The organism is Guptibacillus hwajinpoensis (assembly GCF_020524165.1).
Lineage (GTDB): Bacteria > Bacillota > Bacilli > Bacillales > Guptibacillaceae > Guptibacillus > Guptibacillus hwajinpoensis_D.
The window spans coordinates 62,645-81,121 of record NZ_JAIVKU010000004.1 but is presented as its reverse complement, the minus strand read 5'-3'; the positions used below and the strand labels follow the sequence as shown (position 1 = coordinate 81,121).

At 38.8% G+C, this 18,477-nt stretch carries 22 protein-coding genes; 7 read left to right on the top strand and 15 right to left on the bottom strand.

Annotated features, from left to right (window positions below; translation table 11 throughout):
- Positions 1–3 precede the first annotated feature (3 nt).
- Entirely contained in the window at positions 4–351 is a 348-nt protein-coding gene (locus LC090_RS07410; protein ID WP_226656804.1) for a DUF3679 domain-containing protein, read from the bottom strand.
- 65 nt (positions 352–416) lie between these two features.
- A complete protein-coding gene (gpr, locus tag LC090_RS07405; protein WP_425590635.1) occupies positions 417–1,535 on the bottom strand; it encodes a GPR endopeptidase in 1,119 nt (372 codons plus the stop codon).
- A gap of 156 nt (positions 1,536–1,691) precedes the next feature.
- Here gpr and rpsT point away from each other — a divergent pair, with 156 nt between their 5' ends.
- Positions 1,692–1,958 (top strand): 30S ribosomal protein S20, encoded by a 267-nt coding sequence (gene rpsT, locus LC090_RS07400; protein WP_224593615.1) that lies wholly within the window; start codon positions 1,692–1,694, stop codon positions 1,956–1,958.
- Between the two features lie 45 nt (positions 1,959–2,003).
- On the opposite strand, the gene holA is transcribed toward rpsT, so the two are convergent.
- On the bottom strand, positions 2,004–3,026 hold the full coding sequence (gene holA / locus LC090_RS07395; RefSeq protein ID WP_226656802.1) for a DNA polymerase III subunit delta: 1,023 nt from the start codon (positions 3,024–3,026) through the stop codon (positions 2,004–2,006).
- 402 nt (positions 3,027–3,428) lie between these two features.
- On the opposite strand from holA, the gene LC090_RS07390 reads away from it, so the two are divergent.
- Entirely contained in the window at positions 3,429–3,560 is a 132-nt protein-coding gene (locus LC090_RS07390) for a YqzM family protein (RefSeq protein ID WP_224593611.1), read from the top strand.
- A 21-nt stretch (positions 3,561–3,581) separates the two neighbouring features.
- On the opposite strand, the gene LC090_RS07385 is transcribed toward LC090_RS07390, so the two are convergent.
- From LC090_RS07385 to LC090_RS07375, 3 genes are all read right to left on the bottom strand, one after another.
- Positions 3,582–5,849: a DNA internalization-related competence protein ComEC/Rec2 gene (locus LC090_RS07385; protein ID WP_226656799.1), complete on the bottom strand. Its 2,268-nt coding sequence runs from the start codon at positions 5,847–5,849 to the stop codon at positions 3,582–3,584.
- A gap of 17 nt (positions 5,850–5,866) precedes the next feature.
- Complete coding sequence (locus tag LC090_RS07380; protein ID WP_226656797.1) at positions 5,867–6,430, bottom strand: ComE operon protein 2; 564 nt, start codon at positions 6,428–6,430, stop codon at positions 5,867–5,869.
- Between the two features lie 64 nt (positions 6,431–6,494).
- Positions 6,495–7,106, bottom strand: a complete 612-nt coding sequence (locus LC090_RS07375) for a helix-hairpin-helix domain-containing protein (protein WP_226656795.1) — start codon at positions 7,104–7,106, stop codon at positions 6,495–6,497.
- A 101-nt stretch (positions 7,107–7,207) separates the two neighbouring features.
- Between LC090_RS07375 and comER the strand changes: the two genes are divergently transcribed.
- Positions 7,208–8,044 (top strand): late competence protein ComER, encoded by an 837-nt coding sequence (gene comER / locus LC090_RS07370; protein WP_226656793.1) that lies wholly within the window; start codon positions 7,208–7,210, stop codon positions 8,042–8,044.
- Between the two features lie 89 nt (positions 8,045–8,133).
- On the opposite strand, the gene LC090_RS07365 is transcribed toward comER, so the two are convergent.
- Genes LC090_RS07365 through LC090_RS07330 form a run of 8 tightly spaced genes read right to left on the bottom strand, consistent with a single transcriptional unit; the run spans position 8,134 to position 13,148 of the window.
- Positions 8,134–8,862, bottom strand: a complete 729-nt coding sequence (locus LC090_RS07365; RefSeq protein ID WP_226656791.1) for a class I SAM-dependent DNA methyltransferase — start codon at positions 8,860–8,862, stop codon at positions 8,134–8,136.
- A 1-nt stretch (position 8,863) separates the two neighbouring features.
- Positions 8,864–9,217 carry a ribosome silencing factor gene (gene rsfS, locus LC090_RS07360; RefSeq protein WP_226656788.1) on the bottom strand — a complete coding sequence of 118 codons (354 nt, stop codon included), beginning with the start codon at positions 9,215–9,217 and terminating at the stop codon, positions 8,864–8,866.
- A gap of 20 nt (positions 9,218–9,237) precedes the next feature.
- On the bottom strand, positions 9,238–9,804 hold the full coding sequence (gene yqeK, locus LC090_RS07355) for a bis(5'-nucleosyl)-tetraphosphatase (symmetrical) YqeK (protein ID WP_226656786.1): 567 nt from the start codon (positions 9,802–9,804) through the stop codon (positions 9,238–9,240).
- Positions 9,791–10,363, bottom strand: a complete 573-nt coding sequence (locus LC090_RS07350; RefSeq protein WP_425590634.1) for a nicotinate-nucleotide adenylyltransferase — start codon at positions 10,361–10,363, stop codon at positions 9,791–9,793. Before LC090_RS07350 ends, yqeK begins: the two co-directional genes overlap by 14 nt.
- 17 nt (positions 10,364–10,380) lie before the next feature.
- The gene (gene yhbY / locus LC090_RS07345) at positions 10,381–10,671 is read right to left on the bottom strand and encodes a ribosome assembly RNA-binding protein YhbY (RefSeq protein ID WP_226656781.1); all 291 of its coding nucleotides are present in this window, start codon (positions 10,669–10,671) and stop codon (positions 10,381–10,383) included.
- Positions 10,665–11,510 carry a shikimate dehydrogenase gene (gene aroE, locus LC090_RS07340; RefSeq protein WP_226656779.1) on the bottom strand — a complete coding sequence of 282 codons (846 nt, stop codon included), beginning with the start codon at positions 11,508–11,510 and terminating at the stop codon, positions 10,665–10,667. Before aroE ends, yhbY begins: the two co-directional genes overlap by 7 nt.
- A gap of 10 nt (positions 11,511–11,520) precedes the next feature.
- On the bottom strand, positions 11,521–12,630 hold the full coding sequence (gene yqeH, locus LC090_RS07335) for a ribosome biogenesis GTPase YqeH (protein ID WP_226656777.1): 1,110 nt from the start codon (positions 12,628–12,630) through the stop codon (positions 11,521–11,523).
- Positions 12,631–12,632: 2 nt separating this feature from the next.
- Entirely contained in the window at positions 12,633–13,148 is a 516-nt protein-coding gene (locus tag LC090_RS07330) for a YqeG family HAD IIIA-type phosphatase (RefSeq protein ID WP_226656775.1), read from the bottom strand.
- A gap of 356 nt (positions 13,149–13,504) precedes the next feature.
- Between LC090_RS07330 and LC090_RS07325 the strand changes: the two genes are divergently transcribed.
- Positions 13,505–13,648: a sporulation histidine kinase inhibitor Sda gene (locus LC090_RS07325; protein WP_226656773.1), complete on the top strand. Its 144-nt coding sequence runs from the start codon at positions 13,505–13,507 to the stop codon at positions 13,646–13,648.
- A gap of 37 nt (positions 13,649–13,685) precedes the next feature.
- Here the strand turns inward: LC090_RS07325 and LC090_RS07320 are convergent, their stop codons facing one another.
- Positions 13,686–14,144, bottom strand: coding sequence for a hypothetical protein (locus LC090_RS07320; RefSeq protein WP_226656771.1), 459 nt, complete (start codon positions 14,142–14,144; stop codon positions 13,686–13,688).
- A 178-nt stretch (positions 14,145–14,322) separates the two neighbouring features.
- Here LC090_RS07320 and LC090_RS07315 point away from each other — a divergent pair, with 178 nt between their 5' ends.
- From LC090_RS07315 to LC090_RS07305, 3 genes are read left to right on the top strand one after another with little or no spacing between them, the layout of a single operon-like run.
- Complete coding sequence (locus LC090_RS07315; RefSeq protein WP_226656769.1) at positions 14,323–16,665, top strand: Na+/H+ antiporter subunit A; 2,343 nt, start codon at positions 14,323–14,325, stop codon at positions 16,663–16,665.
- Positions 16,665–17,003 (top strand): Na(+)/H(+) antiporter subunit C, encoded by a 339-nt coding sequence (locus LC090_RS07310; protein ID WP_226656767.1) that lies wholly within the window; start codon positions 16,665–16,667, stop codon positions 17,001–17,003. Before LC090_RS07315 ends, LC090_RS07310 begins: the two co-directional genes overlap by 1 nt.
- Entirely contained in the window at positions 16,996–18,477 is a 1,482-nt protein-coding gene (locus tag LC090_RS07305; RefSeq protein WP_226656765.1) for a Na+/H+ antiporter subunit D, read from the top strand. Before LC090_RS07310 ends, LC090_RS07305 begins: the two co-directional genes overlap by 8 nt.

The following is an 18,477-nucleotide window of genomic DNA, read 5'->3' as shown; positions in this document are numbered from 1 at the left end:
CTATTACCTTTGAAAAAATGATAATAAAGTTGTAATTACCGTAAGCACAAATGCTAAAATTGCTTGAATAAGCGATGATAGCCAGTTGCTCAAAGTGCTACCTAATTGTCCTAGTACATTAAATTCGTTCGCATCTTCAATTGTTTTTTGCTTACTTTGTAAATCATGAGGTGTAATAGAAGTTCCTAGGATTTCAGCCTCTACACCGTTCGAAGTATTAATTTGAAAAGCACCTGTATTTTCACTTGCTTGCATGCTGTTCATATTTTTAGAAGCTTGCTCCATTCCTAGAAGTACTCCGAATAAAAGCAATGAAACAAGAAGAAAAGTTTTCAGAAAAAATGTCGCCATCTCTCCGGCTCCTTCCTGATTAAGCCTGTCCCTCTTATACGTATGCCTAAAAATAATTCATATGCCTAATGTGTATACATGCCACTATTCTGTTGATCAACCTCTCCATGCAAGCAACTATTTAGCCCTCCAGAAATCACATTCGCCATATCCTCTATAAAAACATCCACTTCTTTTGGAGTAACCATTAAGTTATGCCCCATTGGAGCAAGAACTTCACGAATTAAGTTTCGCTTTTCTTCATCTTCAAGCGTACCAACCATCCCAAGGAAGGTCTGTCTTTTCCCTTCATCCGGTAAATCTTCTTCTGTATACGTTTTTCTCTCGCCAAATGTCATGCCTGCTGGCGCAAGAGATTTTGATGGCTTACCCTTTTCTTTTAACTCTCTTCCGAAATGCTTTAAGATAAAATCGATTGTGTCACTCGTGATCGAAACCGCGTCTACAACAGTCGGAATACCAATGGCGATAACAGGAATGCCCAGTGTATCAAAGCTTAACTCTTTTCGTTTATTTCCCACTCCAGACCCAGGGTGGATACCGGTGTCGGATATTTGAATGGTAGTGTTAACACGTTCGATTGAACGTGATGCAAGTGCATCGATTGCAATGACGAAATCTGGTTTCGCTTTTTCAATAACACCATGAATAATATCACTCGTCTCAATTCCAGTAATCCCCATTACACCAGGCGTAATAGCACTTACCGGTCGAAACCCTTCTGAAACCGTTTCAGGTTGCAGCTCGAATAAATGGTTTGTTATAAGCAAGTTCGAAACAACGAGAGGGCCTAGTGAATCAGGAGTAACATTCCAGTTTCCGAGTCCTACAATTAAACAACTCGCTTCTTTTGTGATATTCTGTTGTTTCAAAAATGCAGCGAATTCATGAGCGAAAACATCTTGAACGGTCTGTTGGAGGGCTGAATCTTTTTTTCTAATTCCCTGAACCTCAAAGGTTAGATAGTGTCCGGCTTTTTTGCCAATTTCTTTCTCGCCTTCTTTTGTGACATCTACCGTTGTAATACTTACACCCTGTTCATTTCTTTCTTTCACAATAACTCCCTTTAATCCTTCAGGTTGCTCTTCCTTCATGTTCTTCGCTTTTTTTTCTTTCACCATTTCCTGCGCTTCTACTGCAAGATCAGTTCTTACTTGATATTTTTCAAGTTCAACGTTTCCCATCAGATCACCTCTTGTACTATCTGTTACCTGTTAGCGTATCCCTGAAATAAGGTTTTCATTCTCTATTGCAATTCCCTGTCCTATTTGATAGAATGTTTCTTGTTCTATGCACGGATATGACATGGAATTGTTAAGCCTTGCAAGGAGGTGAAAGGTATGCCAAACATTAAATCTGCGGTAAAACGCGTGAAAACTTCATCAGATCGTCGCGCTAATAACGTCGCTTTTAAATCTGAAATGCGTTCTGCAATCAAGAATTTTGAAGCGAAAGTAGAAGCTAAAGACGTTGAAGCTGCAAAGTCAGCTCTTAGCCAAGCTTCTAAGCGCATCGACAAAGCTGCTGACAAAGGAATCATTCATAAAAACACAGTAGCACGTAAAAAGTCTCGTCTTACTAAAATGTACAACGAGATTTCTGCGTAATTCCTTTATAACGTTAAAAGCTGTTGGGATCCCCCAACAGCTTTTTTATGCATTCTTAATTTTCGTAACTAACAATTCAAGAATTAGCTTTTTATCCATTTTACCTGTTTTCATTTCATAATCGGATTCTGCAATTTGATCTAGAATATAGCGTAATTTTTCTTCCTCAAAACTGCGACTTTGTTGTTGGGCAATTTTCACAGCATACGGATGCAACTTAAGCGTAGAAGCCATTTGCTTTTGTCCATATCCTCTTTTCGAAAGTTCACTAACCTGATATATGATACGGAATTGTCTACCAATTAAGGAAAGAATTTTAATGGGTTCTTCGTTAATTTTTAGTAAATCATATAGAATACGGAAAGCTTTATTTAAGTCTTTTCTGACGATACGATCGATGAGGGCAAAAATATCATTTTCCAAAGTTCTTGCGACAAGCAGGTCAACAACCTCTGCATTCACAATGCCACCTTCACCCACGTAGAGCGCCATTTTATCAATTTCCTGTTGCAATAACATTAAATGACTACCTGTTAATTGGACAAGCCTCTCTTCACCCTCCTGATCAAGGCTAACACCATGCGCCTTTGCGCGTTGCTGAAGCCAGTCCCCAAGATGACTTTCTTGTAATGCTTCTGCTTTTACATAAGCTCCTGCTTTCTTAATTGTTTTCACCAATTTTTTACGCTCATCTAACTTTTCATAAGGAGCTTCAATAATAAGTATCGTAAAAGGTGATGGGTTTTCAGCATATCGCTGAAGTGAATCAAGATCATGCTCAACTTTGCTCTTATCCTTTGCTCCTGTTAGAAACAACGGGTTCTTTAATATAATGACGCGTTTTTCTCCTAGAAAGGGCAGAGTCTCAGCATCTTCTACTGCTGCCTGTACTGGAGTTTCGTTCAAATCATAAAAAGCTAGTCCGAATTCCCTTTCTTCTTCTGGCAGTGCATAATCAATAATCATTTTTTGCAATTCATCAATCAAAAATGCTTCAGTTCCTGTTAACAGGTAAAGGGAGTCTAACTTGTCCTGTTTAATTTTCTTCTTTAAGTCTGAAATGGACATCTATGTACACCTCGTTTTCATTCGTCCATTTCTATCCTAATCCGTCAAAACGATGTTGGCAAGTAGAAAAGGGAAGCCGGCTGCTATAACCAGCCTCCCATTTATAGTAAACGCTCCTTCGTAAGGCCTAGGACTCTTACGAAGCAACGATGTTCGGTTTGTAGTAGATAGGATATCCTATGCAAACTTAAAGTATGGGTGACAACTCTTTACAGGAAAGGGATTGATTCTTTCGCATAATTTCCTTCTGATGAAACCCCATCAGTTGTTGAAGAGTAAAGACATAAAGTGGAATCCATGATACAATATTGTTTGAAATGTACCTTTTTAGGAAATCCCCTACATAACGACTACTTAAGTAGTGAACAATGAATACTAAGGGGAAAGCAGGAGGGAAGGCAAATGAACGAGTTCGAAAAAGATGTTCAAGCTAAGGATAACGACGCTGTTCAGTCAGCTGTCGGCTTTGCAGTTCCATTTTTATTCTTTTCCATCATTTTCTTCACGGCTGTAATTATTAAAGCTCTTGGCTAAATAGACTGCCTTCTAGGCAGTCTATTTTCCATTTAGCATAACGGACCATTTCCCAGTATCATTCCATTTATAAGTGTATCGAATTGTACCATAGACGTCTGTTCTAAGAATGGAAATACCGAGTTCTTTATACCGATTTACTACTTCTTCATTAGGGTGCCCGTAGCGATTATTTTCTCCCACTGAAATGACAGCTAACATAGGGGAGATTGTTTCTAGAAACTCTTTCGAACTAGAAGTGGCGCTTCCATGATGCCCTACTTTTAGCACATCAATTTGAGAAAGAGATTTCTTATAAAGGAGCTGACGTTCTCCTTCCTCTTCAAGATCACCTGTAAATAGCCACCTGTACCCACCAACATTTGCTTGCATAATGATACTCCCGTCGTTCTCCTCCTCCGTTTGTAATGCTTGAATAATGGTAAACTGCGCTTCCCCAACGCTCCATGATTGTCCCTCTTTTGCGTTTGTAACAGGTATCTTTTTCTCTCTTGCAGTTTGTAGTAAATTCATTTCGATTTCTGTCTGTTCTTTACTTTGATCAAGTAATATTTTTTTGATAGGTATTCCTTCTAAAACTTCAGCCGCTCCACCTGCGTGATCAAAATCACCATGAGTAAGAATTAACAAATCCACCTCACGAATGCCTTTCGATTTTAAATACGGAAGAACAATATCACGCCCAGTATCAAAAATGGAATCTTTTTCTCGCCACTTTTCATCTTCACCAAAACCTGGCTTCCCCCCTGTATCAATTAAGATAACCTGTTGTTTGAAAGGGAGCGTGATCACGATGCTATCTCCTTGACCTACATCAATGAACGAAATTTCTCCGGATGGACTTAAATAGGGAACAATATATAGAATCCCACAATAGAGCAACCAGATGAAACCCGCTTTCATAATCTCTCCACGCTCCCATAAGAGTGCTACAGAATAACAAATGGCTAAAGAAAGAATGAGTCCTCCTTCTGACATCGCTCCAATAACCACATTCATATTTAATTCTGAAAGAAACAAAAAAAACTGGTGAATAAACGTGATTACCGTAGCGAGTAGTTCAGACACAGGTGTAAAAAGGAATGTAAGGGAAAGATGATTTAATAGGAAAAGAAGTAACAGCGTTGGTAATACGATGATTGAAATAAACGGAACGTAAATGAGGTTTAACCCTAAACTAAGGAAAGAAATTTGATAAAAGTGATAAATGACAAGCGGAAAAGAAATGACTTGAGCGAGAATGGATAAAGCAAGAAGTTTGGTGAACGGATGTTGGTAACGCAATAAAATTGTTTGAGAGGAAACGATTAAAGCAAATGCAATAAGAAAAGAAAGCTGAAACCCAATATGATATGCATAGTAAGGATTGACTAACAGCGTTATTAAACAGGCTACTGCAATTCCATCAAGAGGGTTTATCTTTAACTGATATCGCAAACTAAGAACAACTGCCATAGCCATTAGTGAGGCTCTTACTACCGACGGCGCTCCCCCTGTAAAGATCAGATAAAAAGGATAAAAAAGGAATAGTGTACTATACGCTTTCTCTCTTGTCACACCTATTCGTATCACGATCCAAAAAATAAGTCCTCCTATGACACTTACGTGCAAACCAGATACAGCAAGTACATGACTAAGGCCCAATTCTTGATACGCTTCAATAACGTCTGTCGGTAATAAACTGCGATCTCCGACCAATAAAGAAGCTGCAATCCCTTGAATCTGACTAGGATAAGTTAATGCAATATCAGTCATAACATGTTGACGGTATTGTTGAATTTTAATAATAAACGATTCGGATAATGACTCACATGAGGGTTTGTCATTCAGCACATAAATCCAGTGAATTTTCTTATGATAGAGGTAACGTTCGTAGTCAAAAAGGGAAGGAACTCTTAAATGCGATGGGGGCTTAAGTGATCCTGTCAGTGAACAGGTGTGTCCAACTTGTAAAAGTTTCAATTCATTCTTTTCTTTTTCTGTCGCGATGTAATACTGCACCTTTAAATTTTCCGAGACCGTTTTTATTTCGAAAGAAAGAGAATCTCCTTCGATTTGGGGAAGCGAGGTGATTTTTCCGTTTAAAGCTACTTCTCCTTCTTTTAATGAAGTGAAATTAGTACCATTTACAAAAGCAGTATAACTAAAAAACAGCAGGAAGGTAAGGCTAACAAATACCATTAGCCTATTCTTATCCTTCCATAACCAAAGCAACAAAATCATTCCAAAACAAACGGCATAGAGGGAATCAACACTGAATACGCCAAGTAGTGCAGAAAGAGCCAACACCCATAAATTCCCTTTCATTACATGCCGTATAGCTTGGAAGCTTTCTCATATAAAGGCTTTACTTCGGTTGCATCAACACCTGCAGCCGATAGCTTGTCTAATAAATCAGCAGTTAAATCAAGTTTTTCTTGACTATTCGTATCAAGAATCATTTCTTCAAGTTCTACTTGTCTAACAACAACACCGGCATCTTCAAATAACTCTATAGCATATGGATGATTTTTATAATCTTCAGCATAAATGACCGTTTTAATTCCCGCTTGAATAATCGCTTTACAACAATTAATACATGGGAAATGAGTGACGTATATTTCAGCTCCGGTAGTTTGCACACCAAATTTAGCACATTGGATAATGGCATTCATCTCGGCATGAATGGTTCGAACACAGTGGTTATCGATGACATAACATCCTTCGTCAATACAATGGACGCCGCCAGAAACAGATCCATTGTACCCTCCAGCAATCATCCGTTTGTCTCTTACAATTGTTGCGCCAACAGTTAAACGAGTACACGTGCTTCTAAGAGCAAGCAAATGGCTTTGAGCCATAAAATACTGATCCCACGAAATACGTTCCATAGTTTTTCCCCCAATGTTTTTATCTTCTATTAGTTTGATCGAAATAAACCTCCACGTCAATCACTCATTGAACTGTGATGAAATCCTTTAACTTCTCAAACGTTTTTTCTCCTATTCCACTTATGTTCTGCAGATCCTCCACAGCACCGAATAAACCATTTTCTTCTCTATATTGAATAATTGCCTCTGCTTTAGCAGGCCCTATACCGGGAAGTTGTTGGAGCTCAGTAAGATCAGCGGAATTGATTGAAATCAGTGAGGGGTCATTATTTCCATTAATCGCCACTGGTGTTTCCCCTAATAACGGAACGTAAATCATCATCTCATCTGCTACTCTCCCAGCGAGATTCAGCTGAGTTTGATCTGCTTCTTTCAGAAAACCCCCCGCTTTTTGAATAACATCTTTCACCCGCCCATTTGCATGTACTTCATAAACACCTGGTGTCTCGACTGCTCCCTTGACATCTACAAGGACTATTGTACTCCCATTTTCTGAAGAGGAAGGAGAAACATCTTTTACTTCCTCGTGTACCTCCGCTTCCCCTTCTTCAAATGGAAACTGTTCTTCCTTACCATGAGGCATATCATAATAAAAAAACAAACCAATTCCAACTGTGAGCAAAATAATACAGAGAAGAACTTTTTCACGAGGGTTTAACGCTTTAAGATGGTTCATTACGCTTTCATACCTTTCGAATGTTTGTTGGTCATTAACATATAACGAGACTTTCTTACATATGTTGTAGGAGAAATGTGTTTGGAAGGAGGGGGAGTTCGTTGAAAATCGGTGTCATTGGTACCGGCAATATGGGGACAATACTTGTGTCTTCCTTTATTGATTCTTGCGCCGTAATACCTTCCCATCTCACAATTGTAAATCGTTCTAGTGAAAAGGCTATGATATTGAAGCAACAATACCCTTCATTACATGTCGTTAAGAGCGCAGAAGAAGTGGTAAAAAAATCTGACATGATCTTTATTTGTGTGAAACCTCATGAATATTTCCCGCTGTTAAAAAAAATACAGCCCAATCTAAGACAGCAACATTTAATTGTATCAATCACAAGCCCGATAAAGGTGAGTGAGATCGAATCCTTTGTCAGTTGTGATGTAGCTAGAACTATCCCAAGCATTACGAACAGAGCACTTAGTGGTGCATCACTTGTTACGTTTGGAAGTCGATGTTCCGAAGCAAACAAAGTTAAACTACTTTATCTAATGTCACAAATCTCTACCCCAATTGAAACAGATGAAGAAATCACAAGAGTTTCATCTGATATTGTGAGTTGCGGGCCAGCTTTTCTAAGTTATTTGATTCAACAATTCATCGAAGGAGCAGTATCAGAAACAAACATATCAAATGAGCAAGCGACAATTCTGGCAACAGAAATGCTTATTGGAATGGGGAAACTTCTTGAAAAAGATTATTTTTCTTTAGAGACTTTACAACGAAAGGTGACCGTAAAAGGAGGCGTTACCGGAGAAGGATTGAAAGTTCTCGAAGCAGAAACGGGAGAGATGTTTCATCATTTGATTCAAAGCACTCATAGAAAATTCGAAGAGGATCGAGAAGGTATTAAACTGCAAGTAAAGGAAGAATCGAAGCAGAAATAAAGTGGTCTGTAATTTGATTCGCCACGAATATAATAACTCCTTTAATTGAAATTAAAAAAGAGTGATTTCGTTTGAAATCACTCTTTTTATTATTTTACTGCTCTAAAAAACAAGCGTTCAGATGTTGGGTTTGGTGGGTGTGAAGTAAAATCAGCCGTCACCGAAATCGTGTCAAAACCAGCTTCACTTAACCATTTCTTATATTCCTCAATTGAAAACGTTCTTTGATAATGAACTTCATCAAATCGTTCATATAGTCCCTCTTCATTTTCAACAAAGAAGCTAAGTTCATGTTCAACGGCCCCTTCTTCTTCACCAGCAAAACTGTTCCATATATAGGATATGTCATCTTCGCTACTTGAAAAAGTATTGCCTACAAAAAGAGACTGGATCTTGTAAAGAGAATGGACATCGAACAATAAGACACCACCAGGTTTCAGGTGCTGATATACTTTCGCTAAAGTGTTTTGAACCCCTTCAAGATCAGTCACATAATTTAATGAATCACAAAAAATTGTAGCAACATCATACATCTCCCCTGTATCAAGCTCACGCATATCTTGCTGTAAAAACTTGATAGGAAGTTTTGCTTGAATCGCTTTGTCCTGAGCCACCGAGAGCATATGCTCAGATAGATCAACCGCCGTCACTTCAAAACCAACTTTAGCAAGTTGAATGGAACATTCGCCAGTTCCGGAACCCAAATCAAGAACTTTACCAGTAGCAGCTTCCTTTTGTACGAGGTCTACCCACTCCCCATAGGGAGCTTCTTCCATCAAACGATCATAAACATAAGAAAAGCGTTCATATGATTGCATCTTAAGCTAGAATTTCCTCAAGTGGTAAATGCGGTGCATCTCCCCAAAGCTTCTCAAGGTTATAATAGTGACGTTCATCCTTATGGAAGATATGAACAATAACGCTCCCTAAGTCTACAAGGACCCAGCGGGCTTGATCATAACCTTCTAGTCGTTTTATATCCATACCTTGTTCTAATGCCTGATCTTTAATTTCTTTAGCAATCGCCTGAACTTGTTTTTCTGAGTTCCCGTGGCATATTAAAAAGTAGTCCGCAATTAAGGAGATTCCATTCATATTAAGAGCTACGATGTCTTCTGCTCTTTTATCGTCAGCTGCTCTGGCAGCAAGGTTAATCATTTGCTTTTCATTCATTTAGTTTCCTCCATTTCTTCTCAGGAATTCAAAGAATTCACAATGCTGTTGTACGTTAAGAACGTCGCCGGGTAAACGGGCTGATTCTTCTTCATTAAAAACTGCACAGTATTCCTGAGAGACAACGCAATTGCTTGGTCAAGATCTTTTTGAACAACTTCTCTAACCTCATCTACCCCAGGAAATGACCTGCCTGGTTCAATGTAATCAGCGATAAATACACATTTTTCCATTAACGTCATATTCGGACGACCTGACGTATGGTATTTAATCGCATTTAGTATCTCTTCATCTTCTATGCCTATCTCACACCGCACTAAATAAGCTCCAACCGGAGCGTGCCAAAGTTCGGGTGAATACTCGAGTAGATCTTCTTTGAGCGACTGCTCAAGTATAATTTGGCGCATTTCATCTTTAGGTCGAAACTTTGCGTAATCATGAAAAACAGCAGCAATTTCAGTTCTTTGAGAATCTGCTCCATATTTCTCGGCAAGCTCAACCGCTGTATCCGTTACCCCAATTGTATGAACATAGCGATGCTCTGTTAAATGAGGCTTAACAATCTTTAACGCTTCAGTTCGATTCATATAATCCCTCCTCTTCAATAAAAGTTCGGACGGATTCAGGAAGTAAATATCTCCCACTCTTATTTTCGTGTAAATTTCTTCTTAATTCACTTGATGAAATATCGATTTGTGGCACATCAATAACAGATACCTTAAATCGTTCCTTATCTGGATGATAACCTGGACGATTAACTCCAATAAATGAAATCATATGAGACAATTCATCAATGCGATGCCAGTTTGGTAAATCCTCTATCATATCTCCACCAATTATAAAATAAAAATCGATGGTGGGATAATTCTCTTTCAAAATTTCAATTGTATCAACCGTATAAGACCGGTCATTACGTTCAAATTCAATTAATGAAAGTTTGAAATTAGGATTTCCTTCAATTGCAAGTTGCACCATTTTAACCCTTTGATGATTATCAGTAATATCTTTACCATTTTTATGAGGAGGGCGATGGCTAGGCATAAACCATATTTCATCAAGCTTGCATGTTTCAAGTACCCCCTGTGCAATCGTTAAATGTCCAAGATGAGGGGGGTCAAATGTCCCACCAAGTATGCCGACTCTCAACCTTTTTTCCTCAGCCATTATGGAAGAATAATTTCTTTATTCTCTTCTGATTCTTTATAAAGCACAATCATATTACCGATAATTTGAACGAGCTCTGCCCCAGTTTCAGTGGACAATTGCTCTCCAACACTATTACGATCTTCCTCACAATTTTGAAGAATGCTTATTTTAATAAGCTCTCTCGCCTCTAAAGCTTCTTCAATTTGCTTTGTCATATTTTCATTAACGCCGCCTTTACCTACTTGAAAAATAGGATTAAGACGATTAGCTTTTGCACGTAAAAAACGTTTTTGTTTGCCTGTTAACATGAATATCCTCCTAACTCTTTTAAAACCGCATTTCTCATTCTTTGTCGATCGGGAGTTACGCCTGTCCATTGTTCAAAAGCAAGTGCTCCCTGTTCTACAAACATGGAAATGCCATTATCTGTTACAGCACCTTTTTGTTTTGAAAGCTTCAACCATTTGGTTTCAAGCGGATTATAAATTAAGTCACTTACAACAGTACCCGCGTTCAACCTTTCTACAGATAGAGGCATCCGATCTAGATGGGGACTCATTCCAATAGAGGTTGTATTAATCATAACATCAAAGTGATGAAGCTCTGCTTCCGCATCTTGAAGTGTTATTGCATTCGCAGAGGTATATGTGTTGCAAACGCTCGAGAGATTCTCTGCTTTCTCAAGCGTACGGTTTGCTATTGTTAATGAAAGCACACCAGCCCTAGCGATACTTACTGCAACAGCACGAGCAGCGCCACCTGCTCCAATCACAAGTACTTTTTTATTTTCCAAATTGTTTTCTTTTAGTAGAGTGAACAAGGAAAGTAAGTAACCTTTTCCATCTGTGTTTGTGCCAATATATTTACCATCACGCTTGTAAACAGTATTGACAGCACCAATATCAAGAGCTTCTTGCTCCACCTCATCGAGTAATGGGATAATGGCTACTTTGTGAGGAATGGTCACATTGAACCCTTGAATATCAAGCATCTTCATTGCCTCGACGCCATCCTCTAACTGTTCTGGTGAAAGATCAAATGCCTGGTAATGATGTGATAAGCCAAGCTCTTTAAACTCACCGTTATGCATCATTGGTGACATCGAATGCGCGATAGGATGACCAATAAGTCCATATAGTTTTCCCATTACCTGCCTCCTAAATTAATGATTTTCGGATTGAAACCCCAACGCCTTCAGGAGCATAGGCCTTAACAGTCGTCCCATTACCAGATACTGTTACCCATCCAAGTCCTGAAAAGACGATATCCATTTTTTCTTCCTTTATTCGAAGCTCATGTCCAACTAATGCAGGAAGCTCCTTTTTGGTTTGATCGCCAGGAGGATAAAGAAGTTCTCCAAGATGTTCTCGATAAAGCTCATCAGCTTTCTCCATCTTCGTCCGATGAATATATAAATCATTGGAAACATGACAAATAAAGGACTGTCTTCCACCCTCCACAAAATCAAGACGTGAAAGTCCTCCGAAGAAAAGGGTCTGTCCTTCATTTAATTGGAATACTTTTGGCTTTATTTCTTTTTTCGGGCTGATTAACTTTAATTCTTCAGCATTTACAAAGTGAGCCATCTGATGGTGATTGATAATCCCGGGAGTATCATATAACGTATTCCCATCATCGAGCGGAATATCAATCAAGTCAAGCGTGGTACCCGGGAATTGGCTAGTCGTAATCATTTGTTCTTCATCGCCGCCAAATTCCTGTATTAGTCGGTTTACAAATGTTGATTTCCCTACATTCGTACACCCAATAATATAAACGTCTCTTCCGTCTCTCAGACGATCAATTTCAGCAGCAACGTCCATCACACCATCGCCTTTAGCAGCGCTCATTAACATAACATCCGCTGGCTTTAACCCATTTTCTTTGGAACTCGATTGCATCCATTTGATAAGCTTTGACTTGTTCACAGATTTAGGTAGTAGATCAACCTTGTTTCCAACTAATAATACAGGATTTCCGCCTGCAAATCGTTGAATACCTGGTAACCAGCTTCCATTAAAGTCAAAAATGTCAACAATTTTAACGATTAGAGCATCTGTTTGACTAATTTCATTAAGGATCTTCAAGAAGTCATCATCCGTTAAAGAAACATCTTGAATTTCATTGTAATGCTTCAAACGGAAACAGCGCTGGCAGATGATCACATCTCTCTTAAGCGCAGAAGGTGGTGCATATCCTAGTGCGTTTTTATCTTCTGTTTGAATGTGTACGCCACATCCTGCACAAATGATTTGTTCATTATCCAAACCTATTCCTCCCAATTTATCTTCCCTTTACGCTTCATCCAAGCAAGGAAAACACTTTCCATTCTTCTGTTAAATTTCGTGAAAAACCCATCCGTTTTAGCTACAGGAACAACAAGAATTGTGTGAAGACCCATTCGATTTCCTCCAACAACATCTGTGAAAATCTGATCTCCTATGACAACTGTCTCTTCTGCGCTAAGCTTCATATCTTTCAATGCTTTGCGAAACGCCTTTGTCATTGGCTTCCTAGCTTCATATATAAAGGGTACCTCCACGGGAGAAGCAAATTTCTCCACTCTGGTCCTATTATTATTCGAAACGATAGTAACAAGAATATCTTCATCACTCATTTGTTGAAACCATTTTAATAGTTCAGGGGTAGCATCTGCGCGATCCCATTCCACAAGTGTGTTATCAAGGTCAGTAATGATGCCTTTTACACCTCGTTCTTTTAGTAGCTTCGGACTAATTTGAAAGATGTCTTGCACATGTTCATTTGGCAGAAACGTATTTAGCAAATTGCAACACTCCTAGTATTAGTGACATCCCTATTGTATCAATATTTTCATTACGCACAACTATTAACTTACAAACATATTCAATGAAAAAAAGACGATATAAAATCAAAATTTTTCGACAAATATTGTCATTCCCAAAAATTGTGGATAACATTATTAACACAATTTAGCCATTTAACTATTGTATATAAGTAAGATATAAACACTATACCCACAAATTATCCACTCATAACTGTGGATAACGGAACGGTTGTTCTACAAATCGTTCCATGGTAAGCTAACTTCAAATAAAAGATCCACATACAAATTATGCGGAATAATCGGAGAATAGAACCTTATTTTGGAGGTGCAAAATCATGGAGAAGTTATCAGATGACTTGTTGATTGAATCCTTTTATAAGGCAAAGGAACTTAAACTTAGTAGTGAATTCATTCATCTCATTCAACGTGAAATTCAGAGACGTAGACTTGATAAACAAGTTTCGCTCATTGGAATTTAACATTTGCCAACCTTGTTTATCCAGGTTGGCTTTTTGTTTATTCCCCTTCAAAATAACTTCCCCAAGTAGACTCCCACTCTTCACTGCTAACTTCATTTTCATTCTTCATCTTCTTTGCACTTCTATATTGATTAGGCTCTGTTAGGAAGACAGCTGCCACTCCTTCAGCCTGTAGTAAATCATGGTACTTTGTTAGCAGAGAATCAACATCTCTTCGTTTATAAGCAAAAGGTTTTATTGCAACAACTGTTTGGTTATCACGAGACAGAATAATAACATCATTAATAGCTGATTCATTTTTCATCGTTTTTCGAATAGCTTCTATAGAACTTCGCGGAGTATGTTCTTTCAATAGCGCAGCTCCAAGTGGTTCAACTTCAATCGCTCTAAAATACTCTCTTGGTGCGAACGGTGATGAATCCTCAGATTTATAAACGCTTTGACACGCCGTTAATAACATTATAATAGGAAAAAGAATAGAAATGGATTTTATCATGTGCATTCTCCTTTCGCAAATAGAATCGGCGTTGTTTGGAAAACTTATACGAGAAAGTTGTATTTTCAAACATGAAAAGTTGATAAATGTGTCGGTTTTTGATTACAATTGAGTTATTGCAATATGAGTTCATTTGAACTTTTATCATATTGAGCATTAGTGGGGAGGTTTTTGTAGAATGCTTCATGCAGCTGTCTTGCTACCTTTTCTGGCAGCGTTTTTCATCCCGTTGCTTTATCGGGGCGTGAAACAAGTCCATTTAGGATGGTTTGTTCTTTTAGTTCCGATTCTTTTGTTCGGGTATTTTCTAACGTTTTTAAAGGGAGTTATGCAGGGTGTACATACACTAAAGACGTTTGAGTGGATTCCTTCACTTGGCGTGAACGTTACATTCTATATTGATGGTCTTGGCCTATTTTTCGCGCTTCTGATCACTGGAATTGGTTCGCTCGTTGTCCTTTATTCCATCTATTATTTAAATAAAGCGGAAAAGCTTGGCCATTTTTATGTTTATCTCCTATTGTTTATGGGAGCTATGCTCGGAGTTGTGTTATCTGACAATTTATTTGTCCTCTACACCTTCTGGGAACTAACGAGCATTTCATCATTCCTACTTATTGGCTACTGGTACCAAAGAGAAAAATCGACTTCAGGCGCCCTTAAGTCCATGATGATTACTGTATTCGGTGGGCTTGCTATGCTTGGTGGCTTTTTATTAATGGCTGACATTACAGGAACTTCAAGTATTCGAGGGATTATTGAAAATGGGGAAATGATTGTTAACTCTGCACTCTTTCCATTCATCCTTATTCTAGTTCTTCTTGGGGCCTTTACAAAATCGGCTCAATTTCCATTTCATACGTGGTTACCGGATGCCATGGAAGCACCAACACCAGTTAGTGCCTTCTTACATTCGGCTACAATGGTTAAAGCAGGGATTTATCTCGTTGCTAGATTAAGCCTTGTCTTTGCTGGAACGGACCTATTCTTTTTAATTGTTAGCGGCTTTGGCTTACTCACACTATGTTGGGGCTCCTATATGGCCGTTACACAAACCGATTTGAAAGCGATCCTTGCCTATTCCACAATCAGTCAGCTTGGAATGATTATGGCGATGTTAGGTTTTGGAACCGAGTTAGCTATACTTGCTGCCGTATTCCACATTTTAAACCATGCGACATTTAAAGGAAGTCTATTTATGGTCGCGGGTATCATTGATCATGAAACGGGTACGCGAGATATTAGAAAGCTCGGGGGGCTATTTACATTCATGCCGATTACAGCAACATTAGCTTTCTTTGGCACATTTTCAATGGCCGGTTTCCCGCTTCCATTTTTAAACGGATTCTTAAGTAAAGAAATGTTTTTTGATTCATCACTTCATTTCGAAAATGCTTCAACCATTGTTGAAGCAGTATCACCTTTCTTCCCATATTTCGCTGTCGGTGGAAGTATTTTTACGTTTATTTATTCCATCATGCTTTTCTTCCGTACGTTTACTGGAAGACAGCGGGAGACATTATCGAAACAACCACATGAAGCACCGATCGGAATGCTTATTTCACCGATGATTCTTGTTCTGCTAGTCATTATCATCGCGTTTATTCCGGACGCATTTGGCCATGCACTTCTATCGCCTATGGTAGATGCTGTTAACGGATCTGTAGGGGAGACACATATTAAATTCTGGCATGGTTTTGGACCAGCGCTTTATATGAGCCTTTCTGTCCTTATTTTAGGTACTGCTTTGTACCTTACTCGTGAAAAGTGGCAGCACATCTATAAAGCATTCCCTGGTAAATTATCGGCTGCAAAAGCTTATGATGGACTCATGAATGGGTTGCTCAGTGGCTCAAAAAAACTAACAAATGGATATATGACGGGTTCTCTTCGCCATTACATGATTTACATTTTCGTCTTTTTTATCGCATTAGTTGGGATCACTATGAGCGTAACTGGTGGTTTTCAAATAAACTACGATAACCTGGCACCAATCGCTGTACCGGAAGTCATGATTGCGATCGTCATGGCTGGCGCTGCTTTCGCTACGGTCTTTATGAAGAATCGTATTGCAGCCATACTAGTTCTTGGAATCGTTGGCTACGGACTTTCGCTCCTATTCGTCTTTTTCCGAGCACCAGATTTAGCTCTAACACAGCTTATTGTTGAAACAGTCACTGTTGCTTTATTTTTACTTTGTTTTTATCACCTACCTAACTTTGATAAAAAGAAAGAATCTAAAGGAACAAATACTATTAACTGGGTTATTTCAATATCAGTCGGTGTTCTTGTGACAATGGTTGGCATCGCTTCCCATAGCACAAAGCTATTTGAGCCAATATCCGATTATTTCCTAAAGAACTCTTATAAATTAGGCGGAGGAGACAATGTCGTTAACGTTATTCTTGTTGACTTCCGTGGACTTGATACAATGCTTGAAATCCTTGTACTTGGACTAGCCGCTCTTGGAATTTATACAATGATTAAACTTCGTCCGGGTAAGAAGGAGGGAAATGATTAATGGAAATCATTATGTCTGTCCTTGCAGGTATGCTTTTCACTGCAGGAGTGTATATGATTTTGCAGAAACAAATTCTTAAAATCATTATCGGTACGGCACTTTTGTCCCATGGGGCTCACCTCTTTATTATTACGATGGGAAAATTGAATCGTGGAAAACCACCGATTCTATCTGAGGGAGTAACGAGTTATGTTGATCCACTTCCACAGGCCCTTATACTAACTTCCATTGTTATTAGCTTCGGTGTGACTTCATTTCTTCTTGTGCTAGCGTATCGGACGTACCAAACGAATGGTACCGATAATATGGAGAAATTGAGGGGTAATGACAATGAGTAACTTAGCTATACTTCCAATTTTATTGCCGCTCTTAACAGGAATTATTCTTGTATTCTTGAATAAGCGGTTACCACTTGTACGATTGATCACGCGCATTATGGTTTTAGTCAATCTTGCCGTTGTTTCGATCATTGCCTTTAATGTCATTCAAAATGGTACCATCGTATTAAAAGCAGGGGATTGGACAGTGCCTTATGGCATCGTTCTTGTAGCTGATCCGCTCGCTATGCTACTCGTTGTAACAGCGAATATCATCTCTGTTGCATGTGCTTTCTATGCATTTAAATCATTAGATGAACAGCGTGAGCGATACTACTTTTATCCGCTCTTTCAACTTCTCATCGCAGGGGTAAGCGGAGCCTTTTTAACAGGAGACTTGTTTAATTTATTCGTATTCTTTGAAGTACTCCTAATTGCTTCATATGGGTTGATTGTTCTTGGAGGTACAAAAGAACAGTTTAGAGAATCATTTAAGTACATTATTATTAACTTATTCTCTTCCATGCTCTTTGTTACAACCGTCTCTTTTCTTTATGCAGTAGTAGGAACCGTAAATATGGCCCAATTGGCAGAACGGGTAGGAGAAGTTCAACAAGATGGCGTGTTAACCACTATCGCTATTCTCCTCCTAATTGTATTTGCTACTAAGGGCGCCCTGTTCCCACTTTATTTCTGGTTACCTAAGTCTTATACTGTTCCGCCAACCGTTATATCAGCGTTATTTGGGGCGCTTCTCACTAAAGTTGGAGTCTACTCAATTCTCAGGGTATTCTCGTTGATTTTTGTATACAATCTGTCTGTCACGCACCAGATTTTATTGATACTTGCAGGGTTTACACTTGTTTTTGGCGTAATTGGAGCGTTGTCAACGAACAATGTCCAACTCATTATCGCTTACAACATTATTCCAGCGGTCGGTTATATGATTCTTGGCATAGGCGTTTTCTCAGCCACTGCACTCGCCGGAACGGTTTATTATCTTCTACATGATATGATTATAAAAGCAGCGCTCTTCTTCCTAGTAGGTGCTATGGTTGCTTATGCCGGCACTTCAGATTTAAGGAAAATGGGCGGCATTATTAAAAATCAACCACTACTTGGGTGGCTCTTTTTCATTGCCGCACTTGCGCTTGCAGGGTTACCCCCGTTTAGTGGATTTATCGGTAAACTTTTGATTCTAAGAGGAGCATTCGAAGAAGGTCATTATGTACTGGGCATAATTGGTTTAATGACAAGTCTATTAATACTTCTATCTGTTATTCGGATCTTTATCAATGGATTCTGGGGCGAGCCCAAATCGGAATACGTACCAAGCGGAAATCCTATTAAAGGTAAAATCTTGCCGGCGGCTTTTCTATTGGTATTCACCGTATTTCTTGGACTAGGAGCAGAGTTCGTATATCCGACTGTCCAAACCATTGCCGATCAAATGGTTGATCCAATAAACTACATTGATTCCGTTATGAAGGAGTAG